The organism is Streptomyces sp. NPDC088812 (assembly GCF_044750285.1).
Lineage (GTDB): Bacteria > Actinomycetota > Actinomycetes > Streptomycetales > Streptomycetaceae > Streptomyces.
On the sequence record NZ_JBIVJP010000029.1, the window covers coordinates 54,802 to 74,831 of the forward strand.

The window sequence follows — 20,030 nt, forward strand, 5'->3', positions numbered from 1 at the left end:
TCATTCACTCGCTGCCGGTGCCATGGAAATGTTCCAGAAGTCGGCGTAGCGGCCGCTCCGGGCGAGAAGCTCGTCGTGGCTGCCCTCCTCCACGATGTGGCCGCCCTCCAGGAAGAGGACCCGGTCGGCGCGCTGCACGGTCCGCATCCGGTGGGCGACCATCACCACGGTCCGCCCGGCCATCAGGCGCTCGATGCCCTCGTGGACGGCGGTCTCGTTGACCGGGTCGAGGGCGGAGGTCACCTCGTCCAGCAGGACGATCGGCACGTTCTTCAGCAACGCCCTTGCGATGGAGACGCGTTGGCGCTCACCGCCCGACAGCAGCGCGCCGCCCTCGCCGACGTTCGCCTCCCACCCGCCGGGCAGCCGCTCGATGACCTCGTCGAGCCGGGCCGCGGTCGCCGCCGCGCGGACGTCGGCCTCGTCGGCGTCGGGACGGCCGAGGCGCACGTTCTCCTCGATGGTGCCGTCGAAGAGATAGACGTCCTGGAAGACGATGGCGATCTGTGCCATCAGCACGTCGGTGTCGATCTCGCGCACATCCACGCCGCCCACGCGCACCGCGCCGGAGTCCACGTCGTAGAACCGGGCGAGCAACTGGAGCAGGGTGCTCTTGCCCGCACCCGACAGTCCGACCACGGCGAGCCGCTGCCCCTGGGGCACGGAGAAGGACACCTCGTCGAACACCGTGCGTTCGCCGTGCCGGAAGGTGACGGACTCGAACGACAGGTCGTGGCCGACCGGCCGGACGGGCTCACGGGGTTCCGGCAGCGGCGCGGTGCTCAGGACCTTGTCGAGCCGCTCCAGCTCGGACCGGGCGCCGCGGAGCCCCGCGCCGATGTCCGACAGCGACAGCAACGGATCGGCGCAGCGGGCCGCGAGCACCAGGATCGTCAGGACCTCCGCCGCCCCGATGCTCCCGCCGAGCGCGAGGGAGGTGCCCAGCGCCAGCACCGCGGTGAACGCCACCTGCACCGCGACCGTCAGGCCCACCGCGCCGGGCAGCATCGCCAGCACGGTACGCCGGGAGGAGCGCTGGACCTCCTGAAGCGAGTCGTCGAGCAGTTCGAAGCGCTCTCCGGTGCGGCCGCCGGCGCGCAGCACCGGCTGGGCCTGGAGGAACTCGATGACGCGGTCCGATGCCTCCTTGTCCCGTTCGTGGCGGTCCGCGTCGGTGCCGGCCATCGAGCGCGCGGTCCACTTCTGGATCGCCGCCACGACGGGTGCAGCGATCAACGCGGCCACGCCCAGCTGCCAGTTGAAGGCGATCATCACGGCGACGATCGTCAGGGGGGTCACCAGGGCGGAGATGAACGGGGCCAACAGGTGCGCGGAGACGCCCATCGCCTGGAGCAGGCCGCGGCTGGCCATGACGGAGACCTCGCCGACCCGGCCGGCGTTGTACCAGCCGATCGGCAGCCGGGCCAGGTGCTCGCCCAGCCGGTAGTACATGCCGTGCAGCATCTTGGTGCCGACGCGCATGCCGGAGAGGTCGCTGACGTAGCGCAGCACGGCGTAGACCGCGACCGCCGACCCGAACGCGATCAGCCACGGCACGGCGTCGTCCGGCGTGCTGCCGAACAGTTCCCGCAGCACCGGGACGAGCAGCGCGTAGGAGAGACCCTCGGCCATCGCGGTGATCGTCATCAGGACCACGGTGCGGCGCATCGCCTGGGCGTACTCGGGTCCGAGTACGCGCAGCAGCGTTCGAATCATCGGGGCTGTCCTCCTTGGGATCGCCAGAACTCGGCGAACTTTCCTTCCTGCGCCAGCAGTTCGGCGGGGCGGCCCCGCTCGACGATCGACCCGTTCTCCAGCATCACCACGGTGTCGGCGTCGGCGACCGTCTCCGGGCGATGGGCGATGACCAGGATCGTCCGCTCGCCGCCCAGGGTCGCCAGGGCCTGGCGGATCGCCTGTTCGGTCTGCGGGTCGGCGAAGGCGGTCGCCTCGTCGAGCACCAGGACGGGTGCGTCGGCCAGCAGCGCGCGGGCGAGGGAGATCCGCTGGGCCTCGCCGCCCGAGAGCTTGACGTCCTCGCCGATCACCGTCTCGTAGCCGCCTGGCATGTCGAGGATCCGGTCGTGGATGTGGGCCAGCTTGGCGGCGCGCACCACATCGTCGCGCTCGGCGTGCGGCACCGCGAGCGCGATGTTGTCCGCGACCGAGGCGCGCAGCAGGCGGACGTCCTGGAAGACGAAGGAGACCGTGCGGTAGAGCTGCCGGCTGCCGATCTCCCGCAGGTCGACGCCGCCGATGGCGACCGAGCCCTGGCTCGGGTCGAAGAACCGCGGCAGCAGCTGGACCAGGGTCGACTTCCCGCTTCCCGACGGTCCGACGAGCGCGGTGAAGGTCCCCGGCTCCAGCACCAGGTCGACCCCGCGCAGCACCTCACGGTCCTCTTCGTAGCCGAAGCGGACATCGCGCAGTTCCACCCGGTGTCCCTGGGGCGCGACCGGATGCGCGGGCTCCGGAAGCGGCGCGACGTCGAGGACTTCCTTGATCCGGCCGACCGCGCGGCCGGCGGCCTGCATGTCGTCGAAGCCGTGGCCCAGGGCCGCCACCGGGGCCGTCAGGCCCAGGCCCAGCAGCAGGAAGGGCAGCAGGTCGGCCGGGGCCAGGCTGCCGGACGTGATCATGGACGTGCCGCCGATCAGGACGACGAGCAGCACGAACGGCGGGGACAGCGCCAGCTGCATCCCGGCGGCGACCAGGGACATGCCGCGCACCCACCGGAAGAACGTCCCGACGAAGTCGTCGACGGCGGTGAGGAACTTCCCGTGGGCGCGCTCGGATCCGCCGAACGCCTTCACCACCGAGATGCCCTGCACGAACTCGACGACGGAGCCGGCGATCCGTCCCATGGCCTCGTCGAACTCCTCCTGCTCGCGCGTCCTGGCGGGGAGCATCAGCAGCGGGACCAGGGCAATGGCCATCACCACCGGGATCAGCGTGATCAGCGTGAGCCGCCAGTCGATGGTGAACAGGTAGACCAGCGACACCAGCGGCACCACGAACGCGGAGACGAGCTCGCCGGGCGCATGGGCGATGAGCGGGTGCACGGCGCTCACGTCCTCCCCCACCACCTTGGCCAGCTCGCCCGTCTTGCGGCGGGATAACCAGCCGATCGGCACGCGGCCGAGCCGGTCGGCGAGCTGCCGGCGGAACGTCAGCTGCGCCTGGCCGTCCAGCACATGGCCGAGTCCCGAGGACGCGGCGGTGAACAGCAGGCGCACGAACAGGCCGGCCGCGCCCAGGATCACGGCCGTCCAGACGTGCCCCTCGTCGATCGGGCCCGGCGCCAGCAGGGTGCGGCCCAGCTCGACGACCGCCAGCAAGGGCGCGAGTCCCGCGAGAGCGCCGATCACCTGCAGGATCGCGACGGCCGCGAACTTACGGACATGAGGACGCAGCAGCCTGGACAGGCTCTGCTTCTCCACGGAGTCGGAGTCCGACGTCGGCGTGGACCGCTCCCCCGCTCCAACAGCGTCGATCGCGCTCATCACTCTCCAATCGTACGCGTACGAATATCACCTTACTCGGCTGTGGGCCCTGGGGGACAGGGTTTCCGGCCAGAGATCGCCGGCGGTCAGCGGCTTCCCGGATTCGGGCTCGGCGGCCTCGGGATAGCCCAGGGCCTCGGTCAGCTCCTTCCAGGCGCGGGCGACGGTCAGATGGCGCTGCTGGCCGTGCAGCGGGTCCACGCCCGCCTCGACGCGTTCGCGCAGCTCGCCCAGGACGGTCAGCACCCCGTCGCCCCACACGTCGTGGACGGCGTCCTCCCAGGTGGGCGTCCCGGTGGGACCCACATGGGCGCCGGTGGGACCGGAATCGTCCGCCCACCCCGGCGCGGAACCCGACCGGCCCGGGAAGAACCGCCCCTCCGGGTTCGACGGCAGGCGCAGCACCGGGCTCCAGATCACCGGACCGTGGGTGTTGGCCAGCATCAGGTTGCCCGCGTCGGTGCCGATGGTGATCCGGTGCAGGAACAGGCTGGTGCTGTCGTCACCCGCCTGCATCCGGTTCTCCACCCGCAGCGTCAGCGGAACACCCGCGATCTGGGCGTCCACCCCGACCAGCGGGCGGCCGACGCGCGCACCGACCCCGGTGATCGACCAGGGCCGCAACCCGTCGAAGATCCCGGCGAGGATGTCGAGCAGGTCGAAGGAGACCTGCACCGCGCACAGGGCGTCGACGAACACCGGCCTGCGCAGCCGGACCAGCTCGCGGGCGGCCGAGGTGAACCGCCGGACCGGTTCGAGGTGCGGGTAGAAGGTGTTCAGCAAGTACTGGGTCCCACACCCGCGCGCCACCCGCAGGCAGTCCGCCAGCTCGTCCGGGTGGACCGGATGCTCCTGGAGCACATGGACGCCGCGTTCGAGCAGGTCCTTGGCCAGTTCCGCGCCGCGCCCGCCGCCGACCGCGGTCGACACCACGACACAGGCCGCGTCGACGTCGTCGGGCAGCTGCTCGACCGCGTCGTACAGCGGGACGCCGTACTCCTCGGCGAGCGCCGCGGAGCGGGCGCTGCCCCGGGCCAGGATGCCGACGAGCCGGAAGCGCTCGGGCGCACGGGCGAGGGCCGCGGCGTACACCTGGCCGAAACGGGTGCCGCAGACGACGACGCGCATCGGGCGGGTCATCGGCGCTGCGCGGGCCGCGCGGAGAGTGCGTCCGCCAGGCGCGTCACATGAGGCCTCTGCAGGCAGCTGAAATGATCGCCCGGTACGTCGACCACCGTCACGTCCCCCAGGCACATCCCGCGCCAGAACGCGCTCGTGTCGTCCGTGGGTCCGGGGACGCCCGGCGTGGGCTCGACGGGGCGCAGGAAGGTGATGTCCCCCGCGTACGGCAGCGGATCGTACTGCGCCACCGCGTCGAGGATCGGTACGAGGACCGCCGGATCGGCGCTCGTCATCCGGGTGAAGGCATGGCCGACCTTGAGGTCGTCGTGCGGCGGGGAGGGAATGCGGTAGCTGGACACCAGGGTCAGCCGCCGTACCGTCACATCGGCCTCGCTCAGGGCGCGGGCCAGCTCCAGGGCGATCGGGCCGCCGAGGCAGTAGCCGATGATCTCCACGCCGTCGAACCCGGCGGCCCGCACCTCGCGGGCGTATCCGCCGGCCAGTTCCTCGACGAGGTCCGGTGCGGCGATGTCGATGCAGCGATCGCCGTCGGGCACGGCGATCCCGAACAGGGATGCTTCCGTGCCGAGTTCGGTGATGAGCGCGTTGTACGGCGTCAGGGTGCCCGATCCGTCGTGCACCAGCAGCCGCACCGGTCCCGCCCCGGATCCGGCGAGCGGGATCAGCGACGAGGTGCGGGCCGCCGGGGCCGCTCCCGTGGCCGGAGCCGCCCCGGCGTCGGACCTCAGCCACCGGGCCAGGCCGGCGACCGTGGGGGTGTCCAGCAGGGCGCGGAGCAGGGTGTCGAAGGTGAGGTGCGCCGCCTCGGGCACGAGTTCGCGGACCCGCCCGACGAACCGGGCCGCCAGTAGCGAGTCCCCGCCCGCGTCGAAGAATCCCGCTTCGCGGCTCGGCGGCTCGGCCCCGAGGGCCTCGGCCCACAGGTCGGCGATCCGTCGCTCGACGCCCGGGTGCGGCGGCTCGGAGGGCTCGTCGCGCGGCGCGGTGGGTGTCGGGGCCGAGGCGAGCAGCTTCTTCCGGTCGACCTTGCCGTTCGGGGTGAGCGGCAGCGTCTCCACGAGGCGCACCCGCGCGGGGATCATGTGCGCCGGCAGCCGGTCGGCCACCCATCCGATGAGCTCCCCGGCCTCGACGGATCCGGACTCCCGCCGGGCGATCACGAAGGCGACCAGGGCCCGTTCGAAGGCGCTGTCGCCCGCCGCCAGGACCACCGACGTGCCCACCATCGGGTGCTCGCCGAGCACGGCCTCGATCTCGCCCAGTTCGATCCGGTGTCCGCGGATCTTGACCTGCTGGTCCGCGCGGCCGAGGAACTCGATCTCACCGGACGGCAGGTAGCGGCCGAGGTCGCCGGTGCGGTAGAGCCGCTCCTTCGTCTCCGGGTGGTGGACGAAGCGCTCCGCCGTCCGCTCGGGGTCGTTCAGATAGCCGGTCGCCAGGCCGGTGCCCGCGATGTACAGCTCGCCGGCGACCAGGTCGGGCCGGTCGCGCAGCGCGGTGTCGAGCACGTGGAAGCGCTGGTTCGCCAGGGGGATGCCGTACGGGATGCTGCGCCAGTGGGGTTCGACGTTCGTGACGGGGTGGTGGATCGACCAGATCGCCGCCTCCGTCGCCCCGCCCAGGCTGATCAGTTCGGTGCCGGGCAGGTGCCGTCCGGCGTGGCCGGGCAGGGTCAGCGGGATCCAGTCGCCCGACAGCAGCGCCAGCCGGAGGCTCTCCGGACCGGCGGGTTCGGCGTCGAGGTAGTGCAGCAGCATCTGGAGCTGCGCGGGCACCGAGTTCCACAGCGTCACTCCGTGCTCGGCCACGGCCTCGGCCCAGTGCGAGGGGTCGCCGCGGCGCGCGGGGTCCGGCAGGACGAGGGCCGCGCCGACGGCCGGCGGGCCGAACAGGTCGTAGACGGACAGGTCGAAGCTCAGCGCCGCCAGCCCCAGGACGCGGTCGGATGCGCCGACGCCGAAGCGGTGGTTGATGTCGAGCACCGTGTTGAGGGCGGCGCGGTGGCTGATCATCACGCCCTTGGGCACTCCGGTCGACCCCGAGGTGTGCATGACATAGGCGAGGTCGTCGGGCGCGACGCGGGGGCCTTCGGGGATCTCGGCGAGCGGGATGGGCCGCAGCCCTGCCACGGTCACCGCCCTCACGCCTTCGGGGAGTTCACCGGTCGCGGCGTCGGCGGCGACGGCGAACCCGACGCCGCTGTCGGTGAGGATGCGGTCGCGTCGGATCCTGGGCTGGCCGGAGTCGACCGGGACGTACACGCCGCCCGCGAGCAGCACCCCGAGCACCGCGACGGCCTGGTCCCGGCACTTGTCGATGAGGACGCCGACGAAGTCACCGGGGCGGCACCCCTCGGCCCGGAGCCGCGCCGCCACCGCGGCGGCCCCTCCCAGCCATTGCGCGTACGTCAGCGTCCCGGCGGTGTCGATCACCGCGACCCGGTCGGGGAACGCGCGCGCACGGGCGACGAGCGGATCGTGCAGCAGGCCCTCGGGCACCGGCGCGGCGGTCGCGTTCACCTCGGCGCGCCGGGTGCGCTGGCGTTCCGGCAGCGGCTGGGGATCCACCGCGGTCCAGGGCTCGGTGCCCTCGGCCAGCCGGTGCAGCAACGCCTCGAACGCGGCGAACATGTCGTCCACCATGCCGTCGGGGAAGGTCCCCTCGCGGATGTCCCAGTTCACGTCCAGGCCGCCGAACTGGTCGCCCACCTGGCAGTCGATCCACACCTGCGGTGTCTGGCTGATGCCGTACGACGGCCGCGGCTTCCTGCCCGCGGCCGACACCGCATCGCCGCCGACACCGATGCTGCCGGTGAACACCACCGGCAGCATCGCCTCCTCGCGCCCCCGTCGCCGGGCGATCTCGCGCAGTACCTCGACCCCGCTGCACAGCCGGTGGTCGAGGTCGTCGAAGAGCCGCTCGCCCAGGGCGCGGGCGCGCTCCGCGAAGCTCGTCCTTTCCCCGTGGTCGACCGCGAGCAGGCTCAGCGAGGTGAAGTCGCCCAGCAGCCGGTCCACCCTCGGGTGCAGCGGCAGGCGGTGCAGCACGGGCAGTCCGACGCAGAAGCGCGGAGTGCCGCTCCAGCGGCCGATCGTCTCCACGTACGCCGCGAGCACGGCGTTGGCCGGAGTGCTGCCCTGCTCGGCGGCGCGGGTCTTGAGCGACTGCCACACCCGGTCGTCGAGCGTCGTCGTCAGCCGGCGGAAGCGCGGTGCCGTCGTCACCGGATCGTGGTCGTCGCGCAGCGGCAGGACGGGTGGTCCGGGCAGTTCGTCGACGCGGTTCCACCAGTACGCGCGGTCGCGCGCGTACCGCTCGGTGTCGCGCAGCCGGTGCTCGGCGGACACGTAGTCCCGGTAGGTGACGTCGATCTCGGGCAGGGCGCAGTCCGGCTGCTGGTAGCGGCGGTCCAGCTCGGTGAGCACCTGCTGGATGCTGAGCCAGTCCAGCGCCATGAAGTCCACCGACAGGTGCAGGACGCTCCGGTCGGCGGCCAGGGTCAGGCGCAGCTCGTACATGGGGCGTTCGCCCGTGGGGTGCACGGCGTGCGACAGCTCGTCGCGCACTCCGGCGAAGGCCTTGGCGACCTCGTCGTCGGAGGCGTCACGCAGGTCGGCGACCGCGATACGGGTGTCCTTCGGTTCGGGCAGGACGCGTTGCGTGCCGTCCTCGTGGACGATGGTCCGCAGGGCGTCGTGGCGGCGCACCAGACCGTCCCAGGCGCTCTGCAGCCGGGCCGGGTCCAGGCCGGCCGGATAGTCCAGCTCCTGGTAGAGGTGGCAGGAGACGCCGCCGTAACCGAAGGCCGGGTTGCGGCCGAAGAGGTAGGCGGACTGGATGTCGGTCAGGGGGAAGGGCCGGTCCCGTTCGTCGGGCCGGTCCTGCCAGACCGGGTCCTCCTCGCGGCTCGCTCCGGTGTCCGCCACGAGGGTCAGCAGTTCCGCCTTGTGGCGGCGCAGCTCCGCCAGACGCCGGTCGTCCATGACGCCCCGGGGGGCGCGGAAGCGGAGGTTCTCGCCCTCGCGCCACAGCTGGATCCCGGCGTCGGAGAACTCCTTGAGCAGGTCGTTGGCGTTCACACCGCACCCTCTTCGTATGCGTCGGCGGCACGGAGCCGGTCGATCAGTGCGCTGAGTCCCGCGACGGTCGGTGTGCGGATGACCTCGCGCATGGGCAGTTCGACGCCCCAGGCTCCGCGCACCTCGGCGACGAAGCGGGTCGCGAGCAGGCTGTCGCCGCCGAGCCTGAAGAAGTTCTCGTTGCGGCCCACCGACTCCAGTCCGACCAGCTTCGTCCACCGGTCGGCGACGAAGGTCTCGGTGTCGCCCCGCGGCGGATCGTCCACGTCACGCGGCCGGTCGACGGACTGTTCGAGGATGGTCCGCACCCGCCGCCGGTCGATCTTTCCGTTGGCGCTGAGCGGCAGCGCGGGCAGGACGGCGAAGTGGGCCGGGACCATGTGTTGCGGCAGCCGGTCGGCCGCCCAGCCGCGCAGGCCGGCGGGATCGATCCCGTGGGCCGTCCCGGGCCGGTCCGCGGAGAGCAGGATCCCGCCGCCGGGCTCGGTGCGCAGGACCCGCACGTCGGTCAGGCCGGCTTCGGTGCAGGCTTGCCGCCACCGCTCGGCACCGTGGAGCCAGGGGGTTTCGGGGCGGCCCGCCGCGAACCTCCCCGCCCGTGCCTCCAACGGCAGGGCGGTGACGAGCGCGAGCGGCGTCGGGTGTGCGCGCTCCAGGAGGTGGAGGCGGCCGCCCGGGGCGAGCAGCAGGGCCAGGGTGGCCACGGCCAGATCCGGGTCCGGCATGCGGTGCAGGACGTTGTTCGCCACGACGGCGTCGTAGGTGTGGAGGTGCTGTACGGCGACGGCGTCGGGGCTCTGCCATGCGGTGCGGGTACGGTGGCCCTGCTCCTCCAGCAGCGTCCGGGTCCTGGCCAGCGCCGGTTTCGAGGAGCCGAGCAGCGTGTAGTCGACCGGGGCGGAGCCGAGTCCGGCGAGCAGGCGCGCGGTGCCACGGCCCCCGGCCACGTCCCACTCCGCGACGCGCGGGGTCGCGCAGTCGCCGCCGCGTGCCCGCAGGTCCTCGGCGACGGCCCGGAGGCAGTCGGCCGTCGCCGGCATCAGATCGCCGAGCGCCTCCGGGGCCAGTACCGGGTCGTCCAGCAGCGCGGTGGCGTCGGCGTCGCCGGAGAGGATGGCCGACAGGAGCGGTCCGGCCCAGCGCAGCGCGGCCGCGACGGTCTCGAAGAAGGTCCCGGCGGCGGCCTCTCGGGCCGATGCGATCCACTCCGGGCGCGTGACCTCGTCCCAGCGGGCGCCGTGCCGGTGCGTACCGTCGGCGGCGCGGACGAGCACATCGCGCTCGGTGAGATACGCGAACCAGATCTCCACGACCGGGCGTTGTTCGGCGCAGACCGACGGGCGGACGCCGTCGGATCCGGTCAGCGGTGCGACGACTTGCGCCAACAGCGCTTCCACCAGGCGGTGTTCGAGCTGATGCGGGTCGGTCTCGCCGCTGGCCGCGGGCGGCAGGAACGGGTTCCGGCCACGGTCGGGTTCCGCGTGGACCCGGTCCGGTGCGGACGAGCGCTCGACCACGGCGGCGACGAGTTCCCCGCGCCCTTCGGCGACCGGAACGGCCACGGCCTGGGCGACCTCGGGGTGCCCCTGGAGGCAGGATTCGATCTCCCCCAGTTCGACCCGGAAGCCGTTGATCTTCACCTGGTGGTCGAGGCGTCCGAGGAACTCCAGGTTGCCGTCGGGCCGGTAGCGGCCGAGGTCACCGGTGCGGTACCAGCGCTCGCCCCGGTGTTCGGGGAAGCGTTCCGCGGTCAGCTCGGGGTCGCCCCGGTAGCCGAGCGCGACCCCCGCGCCGCCGATCCAGAGCTCGCCGGGCACCCAGTCGGGGCAGTCCCGGCCCCGCCCGTCCACCACCCGGAACTTCTGGTTCCGCAGCGGTTTCCCGTAAGGGATCGAGCGCCAGCCCGCCGGGACCTCGGTGACCTCGTACGCGTTCGACCAGATCGCGGCCTCGGTCGCGCCGCCGAGCGAGATGAACCGGCAGCGGCCGTCCGTCGCCCGCGCCAGCCGTTCGGGCAGGTCGAGCGCTATCCAGTCGCCGGACAGCAGGGCCAGGCGCAGCGAGCCGGGGAGCGGCGAGCCGTCCGCCGCGGTCAACGCCATTTCGAGCAGGGCCGGGACGGTGTTCCAGACGGTCACCGCGTGCCGTTCGCACAGCGTCAGCCACTCGGTGGCGTCGCGCCGCCCGGACTCCGGGACCAGGACGGCGGCCCCGCCCACCGCGAGCAAGCCGAAGACGTCCCACACCGAGAGGTCGAAGTCCAGCGCGGAGACCGCCAGCACCCGGTCGTCCGCCCCGATGCCGAACCGCTCGTTGAGGTCCTCGGCGGTGTTGACCGCGGCGCGATGGCTGACCTCGACGCCCTTGGGCAGGCCGGTGGAGCCCGAGGTGAAGATCACGTACGCGGGGTCCCCCGGTTCGGCCGGCACCGGTGCGCCCAGCGGGGGCGTGAGGAGCGCCCTCTCGATCGGGAGCACCTCGACACCCGCTTCGGTCGCTCCCAGGGCCCCGCTGCCGTCGAGGACGACCTCCGCGCCGCTCAGCTCCAGGATGCGGGCGCGCCGCTCCGCGGGCTGGTCGACGCCGACCGGGACGTACGCCGCGCCCGCGGCGAGCACCCCGAGCACCGCCGCGATCTGCCGCGGTCCCTTCGGGGCGACCACGGCGACGTACGATCCGCGGCCGATTCCGCGCCCGGCGAGCGCGGCGGAGATGCCGAGCGCGTCCCGGGCCAGCTCGTCGTGCGTCATCGAGGCGTCGTCGCCCCAGAGCAGGGCGGGCCTCCCGGCGCGGTCGGCGGCCCGCTCGAAGAACGCCGTGTGCAGGAGGTTGCCGGTCATGGTCCGGGTGGACGCGTTGACCGCCTCCCGGGTGGCCCGCTGCGCGGCGGGCAACGGCGTCCTCAGGGGCGCGGTCTCCCACTCCCCGTCGATCAGGTCGCGGACCAGCGCCTCGTAGGCCGCCATCATCGTGTCGAGGACACCGTCGGGGAACAGTTCCTCGACGGCGTCCCAGACCATCCGCACACTGCCGTCCCGGGTGCGGTAGATCTGGTGGTCGAGCCAGACCTGCGGCGTCTGGGAGATCATCCAGCTCGCGTCGCCGAAGCGCTCGGCGAACACGTCCGGGATCAGCGGCGCCGACAGGTCCAGGGAGAACACCACGGGCGCGGTGCGGGGCGCGTCCGGGTCGGAGCGGGCGAGGTCGCGCAGGACGTCGACGCCGCTGTAGGCGGCGTGTCCGATGTCCTCGTGCACCTGCTTCTGCACGGCGCGGGCGCACTCCTGGAAGCCTGACCCGGAGAGGTCCACCTCCAGCAGCACCAGACCGGTGAAGTCACCCACGACGCGCTCGATCTCGGGGTGCGCGCCGAGATCGCGGTCGAACAGCGGCAGGCCGAGCAGGAAGCGCTCGTCGCCGGACCACCGGCTCAGGACCATGGCGTACGCGGTGGCCAGCACCACCGACGGGGTCAGGCCCGCCTTGTTCCCCCGCCGCTCCAGGGCGGTCCACTCGTCCGCCGTGAGGTCGAAGTACCGGCGGGCGAAGCGCGGGGCGGCGACGGCCAGGGGGTCGATCGCCAGGGGCAGCTTCGGGCCGCCCGGCAGCGACGGCACCCGCCGCTGCCAGTACGGGCGGGCCCGCTCGCTCTCGGTCCGGCGGCCTGCGGCCTGGTCCGCGAGATACCGGCCGAAGGTGTAGCCGACCTCGTCGAGGCTGTCGGGGTCCTCGTACAGGGCGGTCAGCTCGCCGAGCAGCAGCCGGAAACTGGCCAGGTCGGCGACCAGGAGGTCGGTGTTGAAGTGGAGCCGGTCGACCCCGCCGGGCAGCCGGGTCAGCTGGACGTCGATGACCTCGCCGCGGCCGACGTCCAGCACCCGGTGCGACAGCCGCTCGCGCAGCTCCAGCGCCGCCGCCTCGGCGTCCGGCCGGGCGCGGAGGTCATGGACGGTCAGACCGGGCCACGGGGACCGGGGCAGGACCTGCTGGGTCGCGTCGTCCGCGAAGCGCGCCCGGAGCATCGGATGCCGTGCGAGCAGCGCCCGCACGGCCCGCTCCAGACGGTCCGGCTCGATCGGCCGGACCCCGTCGAACTCCATGTAGTTGTGACAGCCGACGCCGCCGAGGGGCTGGCCCTCGGCACGGCCGATCAGATACGCCTGCTGCACCGCGGTCAGCGGGAAGCTCCGATCCGCCTCGTCGTCGTGCTTCTCGACGGCCTCCGGCGCCGGTTCGCCGCCCTCCAGGGGGGTCAGCATCCCGGGCCAGGCCGACAACCGGGGGTCCTCGGCCAGCTCGGCGAACGAGGCGTCGAGGCCCTCCCGGTTGAGCCGGCTCACCAGCCGCATCAGGTCCATGGACTGCAGGCCGAGCTCAAAGAGGTTGCAGTCGTCGTCCGCCGCGGTCAGCTCGATGCCGAGCACACCGGATACCACTTCGCGCAGGGCTTGAAGGTCCATGTCCCCGCTCCCTCAGACCGCGCCGGCGCGCATGGCGGCGAAGTACTCGTTCTGGGTGGGGAGTTCCTGGACGAGCTTGTCCGCCTTCAGCCGGATGCGCTCGAACTCCGCGATCGCCGCCCGCTCGTCGGCCATGTCGAGTGCGGGCGAGTGCCGGACCTCGATGCCGCCGGTACCCAGCAGGATGCAGTTGTACGAGTACGGCGGCAGCCCGTGGTAGTGCGGGAAGACGGTCTGCGCGTCCGGCACCTTGTGCTTCCAGTTCTCGATGCGCTCGGCCAGCTCGTCGGGGACCCTGCGCGTCTTGGTGTCCTTCCAGTACTGGTTGTCGGCGCGCTTGGCGCCCACGTAGTGCAGCACCAGGAACTCGCGGACGCCGTCCTGCACATGTGCGATCGACTCGTTGTAGAGGTTGCGCAGGCGGTGGTCGTCGCGGCCGGAGGGGAAGTACTTCACGATCTGCTCGATGGCGTGGTGGATGAAGAAGATGCCGGTCGACTCCAGCGGCTCCACGAAGCCGCTCGACAGTCCGATGCCCACGCAGTTCTTCACCCAGGAGCGGCGGCTGCGGCCGATGCGCATCTTGATGTGGTTCGCCTCGACGTCCTCGGCACCGGGGCCGATGAACTCGCGCAGCGTGCGCTCCGCCTCCTCGGGCGTGGTGTAGTCACTGGCGTAGACGTAGCCGGAGCCGATGCGGCTGATCAGCGGGATGGTCCAGATCCACCCCGCCTCCTGGGCGGTCGCGGTGGTGCAGGGCCGCATCGGCTCGCGGTCCATGTCCAGCGGCACCTGGAGGGCGACCGCGCTGTCGTTGGGCAGCGTGTCCTGGTACGAGACGAAGGGCTCGTCGAGCGCCTTGTTCAGCAGGAGCGCGCGGAACCCCGTGCAGTCCACGAACAGATCGCCCTCCAGCCGCCCGTGCCCGGCCGTCTGCACATGGGCGATGTACCCGTCCCCGTCGAGCACGACGTCCGTGACGTCGTCGGTGATGTGGCGGACGCCGCGCTGGGTGGCGTAGGTCGTCAGGTACTCGGCCAGCAGGGCCGCTTCGAAGTGGTAGGCGTACGGGAACTGCGTCCCCTGGTACTCCACGATCGTCGACCGGGCCGAGGTCTCCTCGCGCTGCTGCTCGACGAAGCCCTGGTCGATCAGCTTGCCGTCGAGGTAGCGGGGCGAGCGCTCGGCGTCGCACAGCGACGCCATGACGAAACAGTCCTTGTCGAACCGGCTCGTGGTCGGACTGCGCAGCCACCAGTCGCTGAGCGGGAACCCGTCGACCGAGCCGAGCTGCTCGAACGGGTGGTAGAAGTGATGGCCCGGCTCACGCCAGTTCTCGAACCGCACGGCCAGCTTGTAGGTGGCGTTGCAGGCCGGCATCCAGTCCGACTCGGGCAGCCTGAGGAACTCGAAGAAGTGTCTGATGTCGCTGAACGTGGCCTCGCCGACGCCGATGGTGCCGACCCGGGCCGATTCCACGACGGTCACGTCGATCCGCTCGCCGAACGCGGCCGCCAGGTAGGACGCCGTCATCCAGCCCGCCGTGCCGCCGCCGACGACCACGACCCGCTTCGTCCTGCCCGGCTCGCTCGCCCGCTGCTTGCCAGCACCGTCAACAGTCATCACTGCGCACTCCTTGTGTGAGTTCCGGAAAGAGGGTGCGTTCCATCGAGCGCCACAGATACGCGGCGCCCGACGAGCCCGCCGTGCCGACCACGCCGCCGAGCAGCGCCTCCGCCAGGGCGGCGTGCCGCCCCCGGCAGGAGCGCATCGAGGCGTCGAAGGCGGCCATCGCGTCATGGATCCGCTTGACGTCCTCGGCGGCCCGGTCGCGGTATTCGCCGAACGCGGCGTCCAGCGACTGCTCGTCGAGACGTGCGAGCAGCCGGGCCCGGTCGCGGTCGGTCAGCCCGGCGATGTTCAGCATCCGCCGGTCCCTGGCCCCGCACAGGAACTCGATCTCGCGGAACTGGACGGACTGGAAGCCGCTGGACGTCCCGAGCGTCGCCCGGACGACGTCGAACTCGTCCGGCGTCAACGCGTGCAGGGCGTCGAAGTGCTGGGCGACCGCCGCCATGATCCGGGGCAGCCGGTCGAGATGTGCGCATGCCTGTGCGCCCTGCCCTTCGGTGAGCGCCCGGCGGGCGGCCTCCAGGTGGCGCAGGACGACCGCGAACCAGATCTCGCAGGCCTGGTGGGCGCCGAAGAACAGGGCGCGTTCCGGGGTCTCGTGCACCCGGGCGACGTCGAGGAGCTCGTCCAGCCTCAGTCGTTCTCCGTACGCCGGACAGTGGCCGGCTTCCGCCCGGTCACTCACCGCGTCCGCTCCTCGCGCAGAAGCTTCTTGTCGATCTTCCCGACGGGCGTACGGGGGAAGTCGGGCACGACGACCAGGTCGTCCGGCAGCTTGTAGGTCGCCAGCCCGCGATCGCGGATGTGCTCCCTGACCGTGCGCAGCGAGAGCGCCCCGGCGTCGGTGCCCGCGGTGAGGACGACGAACACGCAGAGGCGCTCGTCGCGTTCCTCGTCCGGTACGCCGACGACCGCGGCGTCCCGGACCAGCGGGTGGGTCAGCACATGGCTCTCGACCTCCTCGGCGGAGACCTTCTCGCCGAGGTGGTGGATGATGTCCTTCAGCCGGCCCTCGATGACGATGTTCCCGTCGCCGGTCGTGCGGGCCAGGTCGCCGGTGCGGTAGAACCCGTCGGTGGTGAACGCCCGGCGGTTGGCCTCCGGTCCGGCGAAATAGCCCCGGATCGTGTACGGGCCCCGGGTGAGCAGTTCGCCGGTCGTGCCGGGGGCGACCTCGTGGTCGTCGGCGTCGACGATCCTGATCTCGTCGTCGGGGGACAGCGGCCTGCCCTCGGTGCCGAAGACGACCTCCTGCGGATCGCCGAGCCGGGTGTGGGTGATCAGTCCCTCGGCGGTGCCGAACACATTCATGATCCGGCAGCCGAGGTTCTTGCTGACCCGTTCCGCCGCGTTGGGTCCGAACTTCGAACTGCCCACCTGGATGGTCATGCCGGTCATGTCGACCGGGTCGCCGAGCGCCTGCTCCGCCCAGAGCAGCGCCAGGGCGGGCACCAGCGCGGTGTGCGTGACGCCCTCCTTCCCGATGAGCGGGAACACCAGGCCGGGGCTGGGGTTGGCGGCCAGCACGGCCTTTCCGCCGACGAGCAGCGCGCCCAGCACGCCGGGGCAGCCGAGCGCGGCATTGTGCGGTACGGGGTTCGCTGCGAGGTAGACGCTCCCCTCGTCGAACCCGGTCGCCTCGGCGCACGCGAGCATGTTGTACGCGTAGTCGTCGTGGGTCCGGGGGATCAGCTTCGGCGCCCCGGTGGTCCCGCCGGACAGCAGCAGCAGCGCCACCTCGGAGGCGTCGACCGGCTCCATGTCCCGGGGCGTGCAGGCGATCAGCTGGGACAGCGGTGTGTGCTCCTCCGCCTCTCCGGCGATCACGATGTGCCGCAGCCCCGGCGCGTCGGCGCACACCTCGCGGGCCAGCTTGCGGTGGTCGAAGCCCTGCAGACGGTCCGGGCCGACGTAGGCCACCGCCTCCGAGGCACGGACCAGGTGGAGAATCTCGTCCCGGCGATGTCCGGGCAGCGCCATCACGGGGATGGCCCCGATGCGGAACAGCCCGATCATGGTGGAAAGGAATTCGATGACGTTCGGCAGATGCAGCACGACCCGGTCGTGCCTGCGGACGCCGAGCTCCGCCAGGCCGGACGCGATACGGTCGGCCTCGTCGAGCAACTCCGCGTAGGTGACCCGGCGTCTGCCGTCCACGGCGGCGATCTTGTGCGGGTGGCGCTCAGCGCTGTCGACCACCCGTTGCCGGAGGGGGACACCCGTCCAGTAGCCGGCTCGCCGGTATCTCTCCGCGAAGTCGGGTGGCCACGGCACGAACCCGTCCAGCATGCGTCCTCCTCGGTTGCGACGCCTTCAGAGTCGGGCAGGGGCTCCGGAACCGCATCGATCCCCAACAGAGCTCTGAAAGTTTTGGCCGGGGAGGCCGACGGCTTGGCGAACCTCGAGTCGTGAACCGAGTGCGAGCGCAGGGTCGGAACTGGGTGCGGGTCATCAGCGGCGAGGAGCACCCGACGACCCGGCTGGTGTGCTTCCCCTACTCCGGTGGTACCGCGGCGGCCTACCGCGACTGGTCCTCCGCGCTGCCGACGGGCGTCGAACTGCTCGCCGTGCAGTATCCGGGCCAGGCGGACCGTATCCGCGAGTCGCCCGCGGGCTCCGTCGCCGGGATCGCGTCGTGCGTGGCCGCCGAACTCTCCCGGCGGGAGCCGGTCCGCTGCGTCCTGTACGGGCACAGCCTGGGCGCCCTGGCCGCGTACGAGACGGCGAGACTGCTCCAGGCGGACGGCCGGCCCGCACACGGGCTGGTCGTCTCTGGTTCGCTCGCGCCGGGGCAGGCGCTCGGCGGCCGGATGCATCTCGCCGGCGACGCCGAACTCTGGTCCACCCTGCGGGACTTCGGCGGGATCGACCCGTCGATCGCGGACGACCTGGAGCTGCGGGAGCTGCTGCTGCCGACCCTGCGGGCGTACATCGCGCTCACCGAGACCTACCGGCCGCCGACGCGTCCTGAGCCCCTGGGCTGCCCGGTCCACTGCCACTACAACACCGAGGATCCGCTGGTGGACGCCGCACGGGTGGAGCTCTGGGCCGCGGTCACCACCGGCCGGACCAGCGTACGGGGCAGGCCCGGCGGGCACTTCGGAGTACTCCTGGAGGCCTCGGAGCTGATCGCCGACATCACCGGAGTCCTCCTGGAAGGCGCGACACTGCCATGACCCTTGCCGGAAAGTCCGTCATCATCACCGGCGCGGCCACGGGCATCGGCCGGGGCATCGCGGAATGCGTGCTGAAGGAGGGCGCCGACGTCACGGTGGTCGGCCGCCGCGAGGAACCGCTGCGGGAGCTGGCCGAGCGGTTCGGGGACGCGGTCCACGTCGTGGCACAGGACGTCGCCGCGCCCGGGGCCGCCGAACGGATCGTCGCCGCCGCGACAGAGCGATTCGGCGGGATCGACGCCGTGGTCAACAACGCCGGCCTGGCCCGGTTCGGCACCCTGGACGCGGTCGACCCCGCGCTGTTCGACGCGATGTTCGCCGTCAACGTCCGTGCGCCCGCCGAACTGGTCCGCTGCGCCCTGCCGCATCTTCGCAACCGCCGGGGCAGCATCGTCAACATCTCGTCCGTCGGCGGCGTCCTGGCCATGCCGGGGCGGGCTTTCTACGGTGCGACCAAGGCGGCCCTCAACAGCCTGACCCGTTCCCTGGCGGTGGAGCTCGCGCCGGACGTGCGGGTGAACGCCATCCTGCCCGGACCGGTGCTGACGCCGATGTGGGACGGGACCGGCCTGGACGCGGCCGGCGCCGAGCGGCTGCGGGCGGGGCTGATCGCGTCGACCCCGATGGGGCGGTTCGGGGAGGACCGGGAGGTCGGCCGGTGGGTCTGCCTGCTGATCGACCCGGAGGTGTCGGGCTGGGTCACCGGCGCCCTGATGCCCGTCGACGGCGGACGTACGGCATGACCCGATCAACCGGCCGAGAACACTCTGCAAGCAAAGGGGTACGAGCGTGAGTTCAGAGAACAGGTCCGTCGCCGGCTCCATTCCTTCGTCCTGCCTGGTCAGCATCTTCTGGGCCGCGGAGAAGCTCGCGAAGGAGACCGGCGTCGACGTGGTGAAGCTGCACGTCGGCGACCCGTATTTCGATCCGTCCGAAGACGTCGCCCAGGCCTTCGTGGACGCCGTGCGGCGCGGCGACACCAAGTACACCGGGGTCGAGGGCCTGACCGCGCTGCGGGAGGCAGCGGCCGAGAAGCTGCGTACGGACAACGGTCTGGACAGCGACGTCGACAGGCTGCTGATCTCGCCCGGTTCGGCCCAGGGTCTGACCGGCCTCCTCCAGGCGCTCGCCGAGCCCGGCGCGGAGATCCTGCTGCCGGAGCTGCACTGGCCGGTCCATCTGCAGCAGAGCCTGCTCGCGGGCTTCCGGCCGGTGCTGTATCCGCTCGGCCCCGACTTCCGGCCCGATCCCGAGCGGATCGCGGCCGTCGCGACGCCCCGCACCCGGGTCCTGCTGATCAACTCGCCGGCCAACCCGACCGGAGCCGTCCTCGACGGCGACGAGATCCGCACCCTGCTGGACCTGGCGCGCCAGAACCGCTGGCAGGTCATCAGCGACGAGGCCTACGAGCACTTCTGCTACGAGGGGGAGCACATCTCGGTCGCCTCCTTCGAGCGTGAGGTCCCGGTCGCCGAGCGGATCGTGCACAGCGTCTTCACCTTCTCCAAGGGCTTCGCGATGACCGGCTACCGGCTGGGTTACGTGGCGCCGGCCACCGATCGCATGGCCGACGTCATGAAGGTCGTCCAGGAGGCCGGGATCATCGGCACGTCGACCCCGGTGCAGCACGCGGGCATCGCCGCGCTGAACAGCCGGGCGGACTCGACGGCGACCAACCGCAAGCTGGTGCAGCGCAACCGGGACGTGGCGCTGCCGCCGCTGATCAGGGCCGGGCTGCTGCGGGAGCTGCCCGCCGGCGGCTGGTACGCGATGCTCGACGTGACCCGGTCCGGCCTGGACGCCGAGTCGTTCGCGATGCGGCTGCTGGAGCGCAAGGGCGTCGCGGTGGTGGCGGGCAACGGGTTCGCCATGCGCCCCGACGTCGACGCCCAGGGCCGCATCCGCTCCCACGACTACGCGCCCTGGGCACGGCATCTGGTTCGGATCGCGTTCTGCGTGGATCCGGTGGCGTTGGAGACCGGTGTGCGGCGGCTCATCGAGTTCGTCGAGGAATGCGCCGCCGAAGCGAAGGGATGA

General features: G+C 72.1%; 11 protein-coding genes. 3 read left to right on the top strand and 8 right to left on the bottom strand.

The genetic code is table 11. The features are described from left to right. The 8 genes from ACIP67_RS37970 to ACIP67_RS38005 are packed head-to-tail and all read right to left on the bottom strand — an operon-like array spanning position 1 to position 17,106. Positions 1-1,716, bottom strand: coding sequence for an ABC transporter ATP-binding protein (locus ACIP67_RS37970; RefSeq protein ID WP_401698108.1), 1,716 nt, complete (start codon positions 1,714-1,716; stop codon positions 1-3). Next, positions 1,713-3,503 carry an ABC transporter ATP-binding protein gene (locus ACIP67_RS37975; protein ID WP_401698109.1) on the bottom strand — a complete coding sequence of 597 codons (1,791 nt, stop codon included), beginning with the start codon at positions 3,501-3,503 and terminating at the stop codon, positions 1,713-1,715. The genes ACIP67_RS37970 and ACIP67_RS37975 overlap by 4 nt, the downstream gene beginning before the upstream one ends. A gap of 27 nt (positions 3,504-3,530) precedes the next feature. Continuing rightward, positions 3,531-4,643, bottom strand: a complete 1,113-nt coding sequence (locus tag ACIP67_RS37980; protein ID WP_401698110.1) for a Gfo/Idh/MocA family oxidoreductase — start codon at positions 4,641-4,643, stop codon at positions 3,531-3,533. Further along, positions 4,640-8,725 carry an amino acid adenylation domain-containing protein gene (locus ACIP67_RS37985; protein WP_401698112.1) on the bottom strand — a complete coding sequence of 1,362 codons (4,086 nt, stop codon included), beginning with the start codon at positions 8,723-8,725 and terminating at the stop codon, positions 4,640-4,642. Before ACIP67_RS37985 ends, ACIP67_RS37980 begins: the two co-directional genes overlap by 4 nt. Then, on the bottom strand, positions 8,722-13,185 hold the full coding sequence (locus ACIP67_RS37990) for an amino acid adenylation domain-containing protein (protein WP_401698113.1): 4,464 nt from the start codon (positions 13,183-13,185) through the stop codon (positions 8,722-8,724). The genes ACIP67_RS37985 and ACIP67_RS37990 overlap by 4 nt, the downstream gene beginning before the upstream one ends. Before the next feature lie 12 nt (positions 13,186-13,197). Next, a complete protein-coding gene (locus ACIP67_RS37995; protein ID WP_401698114.1) occupies positions 13,198-14,808 on the bottom strand; it encodes a tryptophan halogenase family protein in 1,611 nt (536 codons plus the stop codon). Continuing rightward, positions 14,798-15,502: a tryptophan 2,3-dioxygenase family protein gene (locus ACIP67_RS38000; RefSeq protein WP_401698115.1), complete on the bottom strand. Its 705-nt coding sequence runs from the start codon at positions 15,500-15,502 to the stop codon at positions 14,798-14,800. Before ACIP67_RS38000 ends, ACIP67_RS37995 begins: the two co-directional genes overlap by 11 nt. Next, positions 15,499-17,106 (bottom strand): (2,3-dihydroxybenzoyl)adenylate synthase, encoded by a 1,608-nt coding sequence (locus tag ACIP67_RS38005; RefSeq protein WP_401698117.1) that lies wholly within the window; start codon positions 17,104-17,106, stop codon positions 15,499-15,501. The genes ACIP67_RS38000 and ACIP67_RS38005 overlap by 4 nt, the downstream gene beginning before the upstream one ends. A gap of 119 nt (positions 17,107-17,225) precedes the next feature. On the opposite strand from ACIP67_RS38005, the gene ACIP67_RS38010 reads away from it, so the two are divergent. The 3 genes from ACIP67_RS38010 to ACIP67_RS38020 are packed head-to-tail and all read left to right on the top strand — an operon-like array spanning position 17,226 to position 20,030. Then, positions 17,226-17,993, top strand: a complete 768-nt coding sequence (locus ACIP67_RS38010) for a thioesterase II family protein (RefSeq protein WP_401698118.1) — start codon at positions 17,226-17,228, stop codon at positions 17,991-17,993. After that, a complete protein-coding gene (locus tag ACIP67_RS38015) occupies positions 17,990-18,736 on the top strand; it encodes an SDR family NAD(P)-dependent oxidoreductase (RefSeq protein WP_401698120.1) in 747 nt (248 codons plus the stop codon). Before ACIP67_RS38010 ends, ACIP67_RS38015 begins: the two co-directional genes overlap by 4 nt. Positions 18,737-18,782: 46 nt before the next feature. Continuing rightward, positions 18,783-20,030 carry a pyridoxal phosphate-dependent aminotransferase gene (locus ACIP67_RS38020; RefSeq protein WP_401698121.1) on the top strand — a complete coding sequence of 416 codons (1,248 nt, stop codon included), beginning with the start codon at positions 18,783-18,785 and terminating at the stop codon, positions 20,028-20,030.